Source organism: Hymenobacter psoromatis, from assembly GCA_001596155.1.
In the GTDB taxonomy this organism is placed as follows: Bacteria; Bacteroidota; Bacteroidia; order Cytophagales; family Hymenobacteraceae; genus Hymenobacter.
In genome coordinates, this window is record CP014771.1 from 1,991,505 (window position 1) to 2,007,410 (window position 15,906).

11 protein-coding genes and 2 rRNA genes are annotated in these 15,906 nt (G+C 57.5%); 3 read left to right on the forward strand and 10 right to left on the reverse strand.

Annotated features, from left to right (window positions below):
* Positions 1–136 precede the first annotated feature (136 nt).
* The gene (locus tag A0257_08450; GenBank protein ID AMR29679.1) at positions 137–637 is read right to left on the reverse strand and encodes a glutathione peroxidase; all 501 of its coding nucleotides are present in this window, start codon (positions 635–637) and stop codon (positions 137–139) included.
* Between the two features lie 148 nt (positions 638–785).
* The gene (locus A0257_08455; protein AMR27136.1) at positions 786–2,945 is read right to left on the reverse strand and encodes a hypothetical protein; all 2,160 of its coding nucleotides are present in this window, start codon (positions 2,943–2,945) and stop codon (positions 786–788) included.
* A 174-nt stretch (positions 2,946–3,119) separates the two neighbouring features.
* Here A0257_08455 and A0257_08460 point away from each other — a divergent pair, with 174 nt between their 5' ends.
* From A0257_08460 to A0257_08470, 3 genes are all read left to right on the forward strand, one after another.
* Positions 3,120–4,451: an adenylosuccinate lyase gene (locus A0257_08460; protein AMR29680.1), complete on the forward strand. Its 1,332-nt coding sequence runs from the start codon at positions 3,120–3,122 to the stop codon at positions 4,449–4,451.
* 82 nt (positions 4,452–4,533) lie between these two features.
* Positions 4,534–5,208 (forward strand): hypothetical protein, encoded by a 675-nt coding sequence (locus tag A0257_08465; protein AMR27137.1) that lies wholly within the window; start codon positions 4,534–4,536, stop codon positions 5,206–5,208.
* A gap of 431 nt (positions 5,209–5,639) precedes the next feature.
* A complete protein-coding gene (locus tag A0257_08470) occupies positions 5,640–6,764 on the forward strand; it encodes a hypothetical protein (GenBank protein ID AMR27138.1) in 1,125 nt (374 codons plus the stop codon).
* Here A0257_08470 and A0257_08475 read toward each other — a convergent pair.
* The 8 genes from A0257_08475 to A0257_08510 form a co-directional block, all read right to left on the reverse strand.
* A complete protein-coding gene (locus tag A0257_08475) occupies positions 6,761–7,156 on the reverse strand; it encodes a hypothetical protein (protein AMR27139.1) in 396 nt (131 codons plus the stop codon). The genes A0257_08470 and A0257_08475 overlap by 4 nt on opposite strands.
* A complete protein-coding gene (locus tag A0257_08480) occupies positions 7,153–8,283 on the reverse strand; it encodes a glycosyl transferase family 1 (protein ID AMR27140.1) in 1,131 nt (376 codons plus the stop codon). The genes A0257_08475 and A0257_08480 overlap by 4 nt, the downstream gene beginning before the upstream one ends.
* The gene (locus A0257_08485; GenBank protein ID AMR29681.1) at positions 8,280–9,230 is read right to left on the reverse strand and encodes a glycosyl transferase family 2; all 951 of its coding nucleotides are present in this window, start codon (positions 9,228–9,230) and stop codon (positions 8,280–8,282) included. Before A0257_08485 ends, A0257_08480 begins: the two co-directional genes overlap by 4 nt.
* A gap of 19 nt (positions 9,231–9,249) precedes the next feature.
* A complete protein-coding gene (locus A0257_08490; GenBank protein AMR27141.1) occupies positions 9,250–9,783 on the reverse strand; it encodes a hypothetical protein in 534 nt (177 codons plus the stop codon).
* 28 nt (positions 9,784–9,811) lie between these two features.
* Entirely contained in the window at positions 9,812–10,255 is a 444-nt protein-coding gene (locus A0257_08495) for a hypothetical protein (GenBank protein AMR27142.1), read from the reverse strand.
* A 166-nt stretch (positions 10,256–10,421) separates the two neighbouring features.
* The gene (locus A0257_08500; GenBank protein AMR27143.1) at positions 10,422–12,293 is read right to left on the reverse strand and encodes a hypothetical protein; all 1,872 of its coding nucleotides are present in this window, start codon (positions 12,291–12,293) and stop codon (positions 10,422–10,424) included.
* A gap of 375 nt (positions 12,294–12,668) precedes the next feature.
* A 5S ribosomal RNA gene (gene rrf / locus A0257_08505) occupies positions 12,669–12,780 on the reverse strand.
* Between the two features lie 100 nt (positions 12,781–12,880).
* Positions 12,881–15,800 (reverse strand): 23S ribosomal RNA (locus A0257_08510).
* Positions 15,801–15,906: the final 106 nt, after the last annotated feature.

Below are 15,906 nucleotides of genomic sequence, written 5' to 3' on the forward strand. Positions count from 1 at the left end.
AAAAAAGAACGTCCTGCTGAGCCTGTCGAAGCATCTCTACCGCGCAAGTAACCTCAACGTTTGAGGCTAGTTACGCGGTAGAGATGCTTCGACAAGCTCAGCATGACGTTCTTTTTTGCGATAAATGGCAAAAGGCCTACTTCGTGATGGCCGACACCAGCTCGGGGTCGGTGGGCTTGACTTTGGAGGGGTAGAAGGCTACTACGTGGCCGTTTTCATCAACCAGATACTTGCAAAAATTCCAGGTGGGTGCCTCGCTCACGGCCCCGTTCTTGGCCTTGTCGGCCAGAAACTTATAGAGTGGCTGGGCATCGTCGCCCTTCACCGGGGCGGTGGAGAAAAGCGGGAAGGTCACGCCGTAGTTCTTCTCGCAAAACGAAGCAACTTCGGCATTCGAAGCCAGCTCCTGGTTGAAGCTGTTGCTGGGGAAGCCGAGCACGGTCACTTTGTTGCCGTATTTCTTCGACAATTCTTCCAGCTCCTTGTACTGCGGAGTGAAACCGCACTTCGAGGCGGTATTCACAATCAGGATTTTCTTGCCCTTGTACTTGCTCAGCTTCACGTCTTTACCGTCGATAGTCTTCACGGTGTAGTCGTACACGGTGCCGGGGGCGGCGGTGGCTTCGGTGGGGTGCATGGGGGTAGGGCGCGGGCTGGTGAAGGCCAGGCCGAGCGTGGCGGCGGCGGCCAGGGCGAAGAAAACGGGTTTCATAGAAGAGGCATTAATAAAAGGTGAGTAAGCGGCTGATAACCAAAAGCCGGCCCAATAAGTTTGGCCCAGGCTACTAGCGAGGGGTGGGTGAAGGGGCGGCGGGGCTGGCGGGCACGGCAGCCGGAGTCGCCTGCGCGCCGGTGTTGAGCAGGTCGATGAGGTTGAGGGGCGTAAACTGGGCGGTGTCGCCGGGCTGCACGGTGCGCGTGGTGTCGCGCACGGCCGTCACGATGTACTTGTTGGCCGGGCCCTTCAGGCTCACCGAGTAGTTCAGGTTGTCGCGCTGACTATTGGTAATGAGGCCTTTATTCTGCATAATGTCCGCAATGAAGTGGAAATACCAGCGTGTGGTGCCGCGCAGCTCGCCGTATTGGTTGAACGACTGCTTGTAGTATTTGGGCTTCGGAATAATGCTGGCCAGGTAGATGCACTCGCCCAAGTTGAGCTCGCTGGGCCGCTTGGCGTAGTAAAACAGCGCCGCCTCGCGGATGCCATATACGCCGCGCTTGCCGCTGGGCCAGCGGTAGGCGGTGGGGCCCCACTCCACGATGTTGAGATATATTTCGAACATCCGCTCTTTGGTGAGGGTGTGGGTGCGCGTCACCAGCCAGTTTTCGATGAGCCACACCATCAGCATTTCCTCGGCCTTGCGGCTCACGGTCTTCTCGCGGCTCAGAAACACGTTTTTCACCAACTGCATGCTCAGCGTGCTGCCGCCGCGGGCAAAGCGCTTCTCCTTAATGTCCTCGATGGCCGCGTTCACAAAGGCTTTTTCCATGAAGCCGTGGTGCCGAAAAAACTGCGGGTCCTCGGTGGTCTGAATCACGGCCGGCATGTAGGCCGATACGTCGGCGTAGGGCGTAAAATCGGGGTTGCTCGGCCCCACCAGGAACGTACGCAGCGAATCGCCCTTGTCGTTGTAGGCGGTGAATGGGAACTCGCGCTCCAGCATACTCAGGTCTTCGGCCCCGAAGTGCTTGATAGTAAAGCCTTTGCTGGGCAGCAAGCTCGATTCCAGGTGCAGGCTATCGACCCGCGCCAGGTCCACGTCGGCCTTGAGGTGGTAGGTCAGCGTGCCGGTGCCGGCCGTGCCGGCCACCACGTCGAACATGCCCTCGGGCAGCGAATTAAAAAAGGCGTTGGTGGCGGTGGGGTCCGAGTCAATTTTGAGCTTCACCGCCAGTCGGGGCTTGAGGCGCACCGCGATTTCGGGGTGAAAAACCAATTGATTGAGCACCGCCCGCGTGCCGGGGTCGAGCGACACCGTGCCGCGGCCCAGCGTGGCCACGAAGTCAAGCTGCCCGCGATGCACCACGATATCTTCCGAGGCCAGGCGCTTGTGGAAAAAGCTGAAGTTGCGGGCCGCCACCGAGCCGCGCACCGTGAGCTGCCCGTCGGTCCGCTTATCGGCCACGAAATCCTTACCCGTCAGCTGCACCCGAATGGTGTCGAACGACACCAGCGCCCCGAACCGCCGCGCCACGTAGGGCACCTGCACCGAGCTTTTTACGCCGAACAGCTTCAGGTTCAGGGCGTAGTCGCCGGGCGCGATGGTGCCTTCTACCCCCAGCTCATTCACCACCGAATCGACATTAGCCGTGAGCTGGCCCTGCACCTCGCCCCCTTCGATGCTGAGGCGCGGCATGTTTAGCTGCACCCGGTGGTGGGGGCTGGTGTAGCTGACCACAAACTGCCGGAAATCGGCCTCGCCCGGCACGTTACCGAAGCCCGCATCGAGCACCTGGTTGAGCAGCAGGCCGTAGTTGCGGCCCTGCGCCGTATCGCGCCGCACCACGGGGGTAGCACCCTGCTTTTTCAGTAGAAAAGCAAAGTTGGTCGCGCCCCTGGCGTCTTTGTGGGCCGTGAGGCGCGCCCCGTCAATCTGCAATTCGCTGAATACCGGCCGCCCGGCAAAGAGCGAGCGCAGGCTGAGGCTGACTTGCAGGCGGCGCGCCGTGAGCAGCGTGTCGCCGGCCGCCACGGGGCCGGCCGCGGCCGTCGGCACCAAGCTCATGCCCGCGATTTCGACGGTTTTCAGCGCCGTAAAATGGGCCGGGCCGAGCGTCAGCGTCACCGGATACTTGGCCTCTACTTTGGTTTTGACCTGTCCCAGCGCGTAATTCAGCAGTTGCTGGCGCTTCCAGAGAAACACGCCGAGCGCCAGCAAAAGCAGCGCCAGCAGGCCAGCCAGGGAATAAATAAGTCGTTTTTTAGCAAGAGCGGATACGCGCATACCCGCAAAGTTACCGGGTTGGCGGTTTCCAGTTTCGGGTTTTTGGTTTTTAAGAGCGGGTTTTTACTGGCCGCCGCCTGGCTGGCCGCCGCCCACGGGTGCCGGTTTAGCCGGCTTGCGTCGCCCTGGCAGCTAGTTTTGCGTCCGCAAACCCAGTTCCCGCGTCCCTACCCCATGCTCACTGCCCTTTCGCCGCTCGACGGCCGCTACCAGCGCCAAACGGCTCCCCTCGGCCCGTATTTTTCGGAGCTGGCACTCATGCGCTACCGCGTGCGGGTCGAAGTGGAGTACTTTATTGCCCTCTGCGAATTGCCGCTGCCCCAGCTAGTGGCCGTGCCGGCCAGCGCATTTCCGGCTCTGCGCGGCCTGTATGAGCAGTTTGGCGAAGCGGAGGCCCAGGCCATTAAAACCCACGAAGCCATCACCAACCACGACGTCAAAGCCGTGGAATATTACCTGCGCGACGAGTTTAAGAAGCTGAACCTGACTGATTTTTTGGAGTTTATTCACTTCGGCCTGACTTCGCAGGATGTCAACAACACCGCCATTCCGCTCAGCCTGAAAGAGGCCATGACCGATGTGCTGCTACCCCGCTTCAAGCAGGTGAAGGCGCAGCTGGCCGAGCTGGCCGCCGGCTGGGCGGCAGTGCCCATGCTGGCGCGCACCCACGGCCAGCCCGCTTCGCCTACCCGCCTGGGTAAGGAGCTGGAAGTATTCGTGGCGCGGCTCGATGGCCAGCTGGCGCTGCTCGGCCAAGTGCCCTACGCGGCTAAGTTTGGCGGCGCGACGGGCGGCTTCAACGCGCACTTTGCCGCCTACCCCCACCTCGACTGGCATGCCTTCGCTGAGCGCTTTGTGAACGATACGCTGGGCCTGCACCGCACCTTCCCGACCACCCAGATTGAGCCCTACGACAACCTGGCGGCCTTCTGCGATGGCTGGAAGCGCCTGAATACCATCTTGCTGGACCTGTGCCGCGACGTGTGGCAGTATATCTCGCTGGGCTATTTCAAGCAGACGCTCAAGGCCGGCGAAGTGGGCTCGTCAGCCATGCCGCACAAGGTGAACCCGATTGATTTTGAGAATGCCGAGGGCAACCTGGGCGTGGCCAACGCACTGCTGGAACACTTCGCGGCCAAGCTGCCCATCTCGCGGCTCCAGCGCGACCTCACCGATTCCACGGTGCTACGCAACCTGGGTGTGCCGCTGGGCCATCTGCTCATCGCGCTCAGCGCCATTGCGCGCGGCCTCGGCAAGCTGGCTTTGGATGAAAGCGCCCTGGCCCGTGACCTCGACGCCAACTGGGCCGTGCTGGCCGAGCCCATCCAAACTATCCTGCGCCGCGAAAACTACCCCGACCCCTACAACGCCCTCAAGCAGCTCACGCGCACCGGCACGGCTATTTCGGCCGCCACCATCGCGGGCTTCGTGGAAGAGCTGGACGTGCCCGAAAGCGTGAAAGCCGAGCTGCGCGCCCTCACGCCCGCCAGCTACGTAGGCCGCTGAGCCACCTTGTTATCTCGTTTATTATTCGGTACTTAGCGCCAGCTACTGCGCCGGGCGAGGACCTGCGCGCGGCTTGGTGGGTATGATTGATGCAAACCTGATAGCCAACAAAATTCGCGAGGTGGCCGCCACGGCCGACCTGTATCCGGGGATAGTAATCGTGCTCAACAGCCGCACGCAAGGCGTGGAGTACATGTCGGCCCGTGGCCTGGGCCTGCTGCAAATCTCACTGCCGGCGCTGCGCGCACTAGGCGCGGCCTACCATTCGCGCTTTTTCAATGCCGAAGAATCCGTGCATTACGTGCCGCGCATCTGGGAGCTGCTCAACCGCAACGAACCCGACCTGGTTATCTCGTTTTTTCAGCAGGTGCGCACCACCCAAAGCACCGACTGGAGCTGGTATTTTAGCTCGTTGCGCCTGCTGCTGCGCGGCCCCGACGGGCTGCCACTGCTGCTCATTTGCATGGCGTGCCCCGTCGCGCCGCAGGAGCATTTGGCCCTTAAGGTGAATTTGCAGCGGATGCTCGACGAAAGTCATTTTCTACGAGCCAACCACGGCCGCTTCGCGACGCTCACCAGCCGCGAGCGCGAGGTATTGCGGCGCTCGGTCCTAGGCCAGTCGGCCCCCGAAATCGCCACGCAGCTATTTATATCCCCCAAAACCGCCGAAACCCACCGCCGCAACCTGCGCCGCAAGCTCCAAGCCGAATCGGCATTCGAGCTCAGCCAATACGCCCGGGTTTTCGATTTGATTTAAGGCATTCCCTACCCCCCCCTTGCCCGCTCAGGCTGGCGTATTCTGCCACACTGTCTTCACAACGGGAATCCAATTAAATAACCAAAAAATACCTACTTTTAAGTATTGCCCACCAGCACCATGTAGGTGACCTTTGCTAGCATCAACTCCAAATATTAGCCGGCCTTCGCAGGCAAAACCTGGCTATTTCAGGCTTTAAAGCTCTATTTTACCGTGGCTCTTAGCCCGGCCTGCCACTTGCGTGGCATAGGTTTTTCTTTAACTCACATTATTCTCCGCCGCCTATCGATTCTCACTCTACTCCTTTGGGTGGCTACCCCACTCTGAAAACAAACTGCTAATTGCCCGCCGGCCTTGGTTGTTTCCCCTGCTTGAACGGGAGAGATGGCCGGGGCCGGCTATTTTTGCGGCTTGTCCTTATTATCTGCCTAGTGTCCCAGTTCCTGCACGATATCCCCGTTCATCCCGACTGCCGTTTTTTTCGCGGTGACCTACCCTGCCGGCCCAACAAGGAACACGGCTACACGTGCGGCGACTGCCCAGTGTATGAGCCCGTTACGAAGCGCATTTTGCTCATTAAGCTCGGGGCAATCGGCGATGTTATCCGCACCACGCCGCTGTTGCGGCGGCTGCGACAGGAGCATTCGGGCTGCTACATTACTTGGCTCACGCTCACGCCGGCCATTTTGCCGCAGGGCCAGATTGAGGAGATTCTGAAGTTTGACTACGCCAGCGCGCTGCATTTGCAGGCCCGGCGCTTCGACATCGCCATTAACCTCGACAAGGAGAAAGAGGCCGCCGCGCTGCTGCTCCACGTGCGGGCCGAGCAGAAATTCGGCTATACCCTGCGCGAGTACGACGGCGTGCCCTGGCCCGTGAATGACCTCGCCGACCACAAGTACCTCACCGGCGTCTTCGACCAGCTCAGCATCGGCAATACCAAGCCCTACGTGCGGGAAATCTTCGAGCTCTGCGGCTTCGACTTCCAGGGTGAGGAGTATGTGTTTGATACCCACGACGATAAAGGCTACGACTGGCGCGCCCTACCCCCCGCCAGCGCCGGCCCGCGCATTGGCCTCAACACTGGCTGCGGCGACCGCTGGACCACCCGCCTCTGGAGCACCGGGAAGTGGATTGAATTGATTACCAAGCTGCAAGCCGCCGGCTACGCGCCCGTGCTGCTGGGCGGCGAGGCCGAACACCCGCGCAACCTGGAGCTGCAAGCCGCCACCGGCGCGGCCTACCCCGGCACCTTCCCCCTACCCCAGTTCATCAACCTGATGAACCAGATGCAGGGCATCGTGACGCAGGTGACGATGGGCATGCACATTAGCATCGCATTGCGCAAGCCCACTATTTTGATGAATAACATCTTTAACCCGCACGAATTTGACCTCTACGGCCGGGGCCAGATTGTGCAGCCCAACAAGCAATGCGTGTGCTTCTACCGCGGCACCTGCCGCCTCGGCACCAGCTGCATGGAAGACCTGCCCGCCGAAAAGGTATTCGAGGCGGTAATGGAAAGCGTGCCGCTTCCCGCGCAGGGCAGGCTTTAGACGGCCGGTTGGCTTAGCTCCCGAAAATACGCTTCGATTTTAACTAGATAATCTCTGGTATAAAAATTAACCCGTCGCCGCCACAGGCTTTCAGAACCCAGCATTCGGTGGCGGGTGCCGGTGTAGCTGGCCGTGAGGCGCGCCCGCAGCCACTCCGGGTCCCAATAGCCCCACACGCCCGCTACGTCGTGCAGGTTGACCCACAGCGCCGGGGCCACTTCGTCATAGTTTATCTGCTTGATTTCGAGCCAAGTGAATCCACTGACTACGCAAACCTCGGCCGTGTGCCGCAGCTCGTTGGGCTGCAATTCGGTGTCGAGATACATATCGGCTAAGACTTGCCACACGGGCCACCGCCGGTCGGGTTCGGGCACGGGCGGGCGCTGGCTCATAGCCCGGCTACCTCTTTGAGCGCCGCCACCATCACTTCCCACGAGAATTTTTTGGCTTCCGCCCGCACGCCGGCCGCGAAGGTTTCCTCCCGGTCATTCGCGTAAAAATCCACCAGCGCGTCGGCGATGGCGAGGGGGGTAGGCGGCACCACGTAGCCTACCACGCCAGATGGAATCAACTCAGCCAGCCCACCCACGTCGGTAACCAGCATGGGCCTGCCAAAATGGTACGCCACCTGCGACACGCCGCTTTGGGTGGCGTTTTTGTAAGGCTGAACAACCAGGTCGGCGGCGCTGAAATAATCAGCTACTTTTTCATTCGGAATGAAATCAGTGGCGCGTACCAGTCGATTTTCGAGAGTGTATTTTTTAATTAATGCCTCATAAGGCGCGGCGTCTTCATAAAACTCGCCTGCGATGAGCAGCTTCACCGGCAGGGCCGCCACCCGCGCGTCGGACATTGCTTCGAGTAAGATATCCAGCCCTTTATAAGCGCGGATGAAGCCAAAGAACAGCACGTAGCGAAACTGAGGCGCTAGTCCCAGCGCCACCAACGCGTCGGCCTTCGGCTTGGCCGGCCCAAAGTTGTCGTAAAGCGGATGTGGCCGGTAGAGCGCTGGTTTGTCACGGAAACCCAGCTTTTGCAAATCGGCCAGCACGGCGCGGCTCATGGTTACGAAGCCGTCGCAGGCGCGCAGAAAGTAGCGCGTCAACGGGCCGTCGCCAGGCCCTTTTTCGTGCGGAATCACATTGTCGGTGATGGCCACGATGCGCGTGTGACCGTTGCCGCGTGCCAGCCGCGCCACCGTGCCCAGCGCCGGCCCCATAAACGGCAGCCAGAACCGAAACACCACCAAATCGGGCCGCGCCCGCCGCAATCGCCGCCCTACCCCCATCCACGAGAGCGGGTTCACCGAATTGATACTCACCTCAATATCCAGGTCCGTCGGCCCGGCTTCGGTGCTAAACTGCGTCTGGCCCGGAAACAGAAAGCCGGGGTATTGCAGCGAGAAGGTGACAATCCGCACCTCGTCGCCCGCCGCCCGAAAGGCCCGCGCCAACCGCTCGTTGTAGGTGGCCAGGCCGCCGCGCAGGGGGTAGGCGGGGCCAATGATGACGACGTTCATCGCAGTTTTTCCCGCACCAGGTAGTCGTTGCGCTTCGGCCCATTGAGCTGCACCAGTTCGCCCAGGAAACCTGCCAAAAACAGCTGCATGCCCACAATCACGGCCACCAGGGCCAGGAAAAACAGTGGTTGGTCCGTCACGTCGCGGGCGCGGAGATTATGCCAGGCCAGCCACGCTTTCTCACCCACCAGCCACAAGGTCAATACTGTGCCGAAGAAGAATGACAGCGTGCCCAGCGTGCCAAAGAAGTGCATGGGCCGCCGCCGAAACTTGCCTACGAACGTGATGCTGGCCAAGTCCAGGAAGCCGTAGATAAAGCGCTCCAGCCCAAATTTGGTGACGCCGTACTTGCGCTCCTGGTGCTGCACCACTTTCTCGCCTATCTTCTTGAACCCGTTCCACTTGGCAATGACCGGAATGTAGCGGTGCATCTCGCCATACACCTCAATAGCCTTCACCACGCGCTGGTCGTAGGCCTTGAGGCCGCAGTTGAAATCGTGCAGTTGAATGCCCGAAATCGCCCGCGTCGCCCCATTAAAGAGCTTAGTCGGAATAGTTTTCGACAGCGGGTCATAGCGCTTCTGCTTCCAGCCACTTACCAAGTCATAATCGTCTTCGATTATCATGCGGTATAGCTCCGGCAGCTCCTCGGGCGAGTCCTGCAGGTCGGCATCCATTGTGAACACAACCCGGCCCCGCGCCGCCTCGAAGCCCACGTTGAGCGCCGCCGACTTGCCGTAGTTGCGGTTGAAACGAATGCCGCGCAGGGCCATATCCTGGCCCGCCAGCGCCTCAATTACCAGCCATGAGTCGTCGGTCGAGCCATCGTCAATCAAAATCACTTCGTACGAAAGTCCCCGCGCCGTGAGCACCCGCTGAATCCAGCGCGTCAGCTCGGGTAAAGACTCCGCTTCGTTGAGCAACGGAATGACGATGGACAGTTCCACCGGAAAGCTGGCAGTTAGTTTATTCAAACTCAGGCTTCGGATTTTTAACGAATGCGGAAGCTATCAGGCTCACGAGAAAACCCATGAAAAGGGTACCTAATATTACAAAAACAAGCAGTATTGGGCCACTGGTGAATTTTGAGGATAACGCCATTGCCTGGTCAATCTGCGCATCTGACATCGTACCCTTAGCTTCCATATCAGCCCGTGCTTTGTCCATTGCCCGCGTCATCGTCTCCGGGTCAATAAAAGTGGTATACACATACACGAACGCTGCACTCAGCACGCCCACCACTACCGAAACCAACGCCCCAATAATAAGGCCCTCCCCGTAGCTCATAAAGCCTCCGTTAAGCTGCTTGTATTCGCGCTGCGCCAGCACAATGCCCACAATCAGCACCACACTGGTAATGAAGCGCAGATAACTATTTTGCTCCAGATGTAGCGCATACAGGCCGAAGGAAATAATAATACTCACAAGGCCTGTCAGCAGGCCGTAGCGTATTCCTATCGCCGAAGGCGTAACTACTACTGTATTAGTTGGTTCCATCATAAAACGAGTAAACAGGTTGGAAAATACGCTATTCCCGAAAGTATATTCCGCCCGGAAAAGCGAGTAAAAGGCCAAATAACAACACAAGTGAGAAATTTCCAACGGCCATATCGCTGACCGTCAGATTAGCTACTTTCTGCAGCTGCTGCTTTTCCAGCGTAGCATTGTGCTTTTCCTTGGGTATTTCGGCATGTTGCATCTGCACTATCTCCAGCGCTTCGGCCCGGTGCCGGGCCAGAACGGTTTCGCCCACACCACTGGCCAGCCCCACCACACTCGCCGCCGAGATGAGCGCCGCCAGCAACGCCGTCAGCCCGCCCACGGCCATTGCCCGGCCCAGTCCGGGCTTACTGGGGGCCGACTGCCGCCGCAGCAGCCACTGGCTACCGACTACTGCCAGCGGCACTAGTAGCTGCGCAAGCATTTGCTTAGGCCCAAATGCATTATTGCCAGTCAGTTGCAAAATGAGCATCCAGAGGCCGCATACGGCCCCTACCCCCACCCCAAAGCGTAAAGCCAACCGCACAAGCAGCCCCGAGGCTGGGGCGGCGGTAGATGCCGGCTCATTTAATGAATCTACTGATTGCATATTCTACGAATCGACCGGCAAGATACGGCGGCTAGTCTTGCCCCTAGACTTAACCCGCTATGGCCCGCGGCCCTATCCCCCGCTGCCGCCCAAACCGCAACAGCAATGCTTCGGCCAGCAAGCTAACCAGCACCAACATCAGGCAGTAGCGCCACAGCGGCTGGCCCGTTTGCTGACTACCGTAGCGAGCCAGCGCCTCAGGCTGGGCACCCGTGTCCAGTACGCGCACATTCGGCTGGTTAGGCCCGATGAGCTGCCGCAGCTCCGCAACCGAATATGCGGCCAATTCTGACTCGCGCTTGGGTACGTTGAAAGCCAGCGTTGTTACTAGCTTGCCCCCTTGCGTCAAAGCATAGAAACCAGCTTTAGCCAAGCCGACGGGTATTCCCAAATGCAGCTGCCCACCCTGCATGCGCTGCGCCGGAATGTAAGTAAGGCTATCGTGCTCCAGCCGGTAATTGGCCTCGCCGGAAGCGTTTTTACCATCTTGAGAGGGCACAGCTAAGGTTAAGGCATTAGTATCCAGCCGATAGGCTGGCTGCTGGTCGGCATGGTAGCTTAACATTGCCAGCCGATACAATACGGGCACAAACAATGAGTGCGAAGTAAAATCAGTGTATTCTTTGGCAAATGGCGCAGCAAACACATACGCTCGTCCCGCACCGCTAGCGAACTCAGACAGGTAGCTACCGCCATCCCGAAGCCGCAAAATATCCCGGCCAGCCTGCCGCATTTGTACGATTGGCGCCACTTGGGGCATAGCTACCCGTTGCGGCTGCGCTCCTAATACGTCCTTGAAAAAAGGGTCCCGCGCATTTGGTGGCGCCAGTTCCTGTTTAACCGGAATCCCGTTACCCCCTACCCACTGCTCACCACCAATACCCAAAGCGCGGAATAACTCATGGTAGCTAGCTCGCCCGGCCGGGTTACTCGTTGGCACCACCACCACGCTGCCCCCCCGCCGCACTACGGCCACGAGGGCATCGCGCAGTCCCGGCTCAATTCTGACTACTTCGCGCACTAATACCAGATTAGTTTGCCGCAATACACCATAATCAACCCGTTGCGGCTGGCTGAATTTATAATCGAATAGCGGCTCGTTCGCATAGGCTGCTTTGGTTGCGGGTTCCTCGCCAATCTCTACTACCCGCACAGTGGGCGCAGGCTGCAAGGTGAAGTAATATGTATTATCAAACGTAACCGGCACATCTTCAATTACTACTTGCCCCAAGGATAATTTAGCATCTGGTAATTGCACTTGTACCGTGGTTTCAGTAGCCTGTCCGGCCGCCACCGATACGCTAAAAGTTGCTACCTGCCGCTCACCCAACAGCACTTTTACGGGAGCATCTACTACATCCCGCCTACCCCCATTACGCAGCCTGATGTGCAACAATATATTTACCTGCGCCCGTACAAACGCATCGTTCAACCATACACTATCAACATATAAATTCCCCGTCGGCTTCGCTGCAAGGGGAACGAGAATGACATTGCCACGGGTACTCAGCTGTTGTACTACCTGGGGCGGCATTTCATTTTTCTGAAAATCGCTAAACACGTAAAGAGAGCCTTGTTGCTCTTTCTGCCAGGCATCACGCACGCTCGCACTACCCCAGCTTAGGTGATGCCCTACTTGCGCTTGGCCATCCAACGTTTCCAGTAAAGCACTTCGACTAACATTGGCACCAAATTGCCCTATCATATGAAAATGCGCCGTCGGCCCGTAACTCTGGCTCAGAGTAGTCACTCCCATAATGGCTTCTTGTAAAAGCTGTGGCTGAGTATCGCCCGCCGCTTGCATACTACCCGAATTATCCAGTGCAATCTCAACTACCCCACTGGCCGTACGTGCTGATTGTTCGGCATTAGGGATGAAGGGTTGGCAAAAGACCAAGACTAAAAATAGTACACTCAGCATTCTGGCAAGTAGCACGAATAATTCCTGCAACCGGCGACGACGCATGGTAGTGAGTTCTACTTCACGAATAAACCCAGTATTGGTAAATAATACGCGTTGTGGTCTCCTCATATGCAAAAGATGAATGACAATTGGTATTCCAATTGCCAGCAAACCCCACAAAAACCCTGGATGCAGTAGTTTCATTAGTGAATAAGCGCCTTCAATTCTAACTTCACAAGGATAACTACAAACCTACCTTTTTTATTCCGTCCTCAACATTAAGAGGGCCCTTTTATAAAGTAGGGTGGGATAGCGTAATAGGGCCTAGTTAAACGCGAAGAGCCCCCGGCCAGGCGCTGATGAAAGCGCTTGGCCGGGGGCTCAGCAGCAAAAAGTTGGCGGCGACCGACTCTCCCACCGGTGAAGGCAGTACCATAGGCGCACCGGGGCTTAACGACTCTGTTCGGAATGGGAAGAGGTGAACACCCGGGCTAAAGCCACCATTGCTGGCGTTACCTATCGTGTTCAAGGATAGGTTAACAAAACCGTTGACATAAGGGAAAAGAGAAAGAAGCAAAAGTGCAGTCACCTGCGCGGGGCCAGCGGAAGCCCTCGGTTCCTTAGTACGGCTCAGCTATGCTATTTCTAGCTTTACACCTGCCGCCTATTTACGTGGTCGTCTACCACGAACCTTCTTTTGGGAGGCCTCATCTTGAGGTGAGTTTCGCACTTAGATGCTTTCAGCGCTTATCTGCTCCCAGCGTAGCTACCCGGCGCTGCCCCTGGCGGGACAACCGGCGCACCAGCGGCTGGTCCAACTCGGTCCTCTCGTACTAAAGTCAGGTCCTCTCAAGCCTCCAACGCCCACCACAGATAGGGACCGAACTGTCTCACGACGTTCTGAACCCAGCTCGCGTGCCACTTTAATCGGCGAACAGCCGAACCCTTGGGACCTTCTCCAGCCCCAGGACGTGACGAGCCGACATCGAGGTGCCAAACCTCCCCGTCGATATGAGCTCTTGGGGGAGATCAGCCTGTTATCCCCGGCGTACCTTTTATCCTTTGAGCGATGGCCCTTCCATGCGGAACCACCGGATCACTATATCCGTCTTTCGACCCTGCTCGACTAGTCAGTCTCACAGTCAAGCCCACTTCTACTATTGCGCTCTACATCCGGTTACCAAGCGGATTGAGTGGACCTTTGAAAGCCTCCGATACTCTTTTGGAGGCGACCACCCCAGTCAAACTACCCAGCAGCCACTGTTCTCTGAGATACTCAGAGTTAGGCATCAGGCACAGTAAGGGCGGTATTTCAACGTTGGCTCCACCAGACCTAGCGGCCCCGCTTCGACGCCTCCCGCCTATGCTACACATACTGAACCCAACACCAATGGCAACCTATAGTAAAGGTGCACGGGGTCTTTCCGTCCCGTGGCGGGTACTCGGCATCTTCACCGAGACTACAATTTCACCGAGCTCACGGCTGAGACAGCACCCAAATCGTTACACCATTCGTGCAGGTCGGAACTTACCCGACAAGGAATTTCGCTACCTTAGGACCGTTATAGTTACGGCCGCCGTTTACTGGGGCTTCGATTCAACGCTTCGCCTTGCGACTAACATCCCCTCTTAACCTTCCAGCACCGGGCAGGTGTCAGGCCTTATACGTCCGCTTACGCGTTAGCAAAGCCATGTGTTTTTGTTAAACAGTCGCTTGGGTCTTTTCACTGCGGCTTCTCTGCTTGCACAGAGGAAGCGTCCCTTCTCCCGAAGTTACAGGACCATTTTGCCGAGTTCCTTGGCCGTGATTCACTCGAGCGCCTCAGGATTCTCTCCTTGACTACCTGTGTCGGTTTGCGGTACGGGCCGATTGTAGATACAACGTTTAGCAGCTTTTCTTGGCAGTCCTTAGGTACACTATCCACGTGAGCCGAAGCCCGTGTGGTACTATCACCTTTCCCCTAATCGAGCGTACTTAACTACTCAACCAATAGGTACGGGCTTTAACGAGCACTTCCGTCCGCTCGCGGTACTTTCATTCCTGCGTCCCTGCATCACTTCTACATCCGGGGGCCAGAATATCAACTGGCTTGCCATCGGGTACACCTCTCGGCTCTCCCTTAGGTCCCGCCTAACCCAATTCCGATTAGCGTTGAATTGGAAACCTTAGTCTATCGGCGAATGGGTTTCGCACCCATTTTATCGTTACTCATGCCTACATGTGCTTTTCTGGACGCTCCACCGTGCCCTGACAGGACGGCTTCTCCGCAACCAGAATGCTCCCCTACCACTTGACTATCTCCGAGGAGTATGTCAAATCCCGCGCTTCGGTGCCTAGCTTGATGCCCGCGTATTATCGATGCCCGGTCGCTCGACCAGTGAGCTGTTACGCACTCTTTAAAGGAATGGCTGCTTCCAAGCCAACCTCCTGGCTGTCAAAGCAACTGGACCTCCTTTGTTCAACTTAGCTAGAACTTAGGGACCTTAGCGGCGGGTCTGGGTTCTTTCCCTCTCGGCCGGGGACCTTAGCACCCCAGGCCTCACTGCCGTGTATGAATTTGCTGGCATTCGGAGTTCATCAGGATTCGGTAGGCTCTGACACCCCCTAGTCCTATTGGTAGCTCTACCTCCAACAAACCTAACCACGACGCTGTACCTCAATACATTTCGGGGAGTACGAGCTATTTCCTAGTTTGATTGGCCTTTCACCCCTACCCTCAAGTCATCCAAATCCTTTTCAACGGAAACTGGTTCGGACCTCCACAGCGTGTTACCGCTCCTTCATCCTGCTCAAGGGTAGCTCACTAGGTTTCGCGTCTACCCCCCCTGACTACGCGCCCTATTCAGACTCGCTTTCGCTGCGGCTACGCGCCTTCAAGCGCTTAACCTTGCCAGGGAGGAGTAACTCGTAGGCTCATTATGCAAAAGGCACGCTATCAGACTACAAAAGTCCTCTAACTGCTTGTAAGCACACGGTTTCAGGTTCTTTTCACTCCCCTATTCGGGGTTCTTTTCACCTTTCCCTCACGGTACTGGTTCACTATCGGTGTCTCAGGAGTATGTAGCCTTAGCGGATGGTGCCGCTCGCTTCAGACGGGGTTTCTCCGGCCCCGCCCTACTCAGGGTATCGCTACCGTGAATCAGAAATGTCACTTACCGGGCTCTCACCGTCTCTGGCGCAGTTTCCCACCTGCTTCAGTTATCTCGATTCAATCAGATGTCGCGACCCTACAACCCCACAGCGGCCGTAACCGCCGTGGTTTGGGCTCCTCCCCGTTCGCTCGCCACTACTTGGGGAATCATGGTTATTTTCTTTTCCTGCAGGTACTGAGATGTTTCAGTTCCCTGCGTTTGCCCTTATTCACTGAAGAATAAGTCACTGGTCTTCAACCAGTGGGGTTGCCCCATTCGGAAATCCAGGGATATAACGGGTATGTGCCCCTCCCCCCAGCTTATCGCAGCTTATCGCGTCCTTCTTCGCCTCTGAGACCCTAGGCATCCCCCGTGTGCTCTTACTTACTTCTCGCTTGCGATTCACCCTACACGGGGTAGAATGAACTGCTTATATCTTGTGGATATAAGCCCGCTTTTACTTCTCTCTCTTGTTTTCCCTTACGTCAAAGAACGTTTA

Excerpts from the sequence above, each read along its gene's own strand:
- A0257_08450 (AMR29679.1), bottom strand. The coding sequence starts at position 637 with ATGCACCCCACCGAAGCCACCGCCGCCCCCGGCACCGTGTACGACTAC.
- A0257_08455 (AMR27136.1), bottom strand. The coding sequence starts at position 2,945 with ATGCGCGTATCCGCTCTTGCTAAAAAACGACTTATTTATTCCCTGGCT.
- A0257_08460 (AMR29680.1), top strand. The coding sequence starts at position 3,120 with ATGCTCACTGCCCTTTCGCCGCTCGACGGCCGCTACCAGCGCCAAACG.
- A0257_08465 (AMR27137.1), top strand. The coding sequence starts at position 4,534 with ATGATTGATGCAAACCTGATAGCCAACAAAATTCGCGAGGTGGCCGCC.
- A0257_08475 (AMR27139.1), bottom strand. The coding sequence starts at position 7,156 with ATGAGCCAGCGCCCGCCCGTGCCCGAACCCGACCGGCGGTGGCCCGTG.
- A0257_08480 (AMR27140.1), bottom strand. The coding sequence starts at position 8,283 with ATGAACGTCGTCATCATTGGCCCCGCCTACCCCCTGCGCGGCGGCCTG.
- A0257_08490 (AMR27141.1), bottom strand. The coding sequence starts at position 9,783 with ATGATGGAACCAACTAATACAGTAGTAGTTACGCCTTCGGCGATAGGA.
- A0257_08495 (AMR27142.1), bottom strand. The coding sequence starts at position 10,255 with ATGCTCATTTTGCAACTGACTGGCAATAATGCATTTGGGCCTAAGCAA.
- A0257_08500 (AMR27143.1), bottom strand. The coding sequence starts at position 12,293 with ATGCTGAGTGTACTATTTTTAGTCTTGGTCTTTTGCCAACCCTTCATC.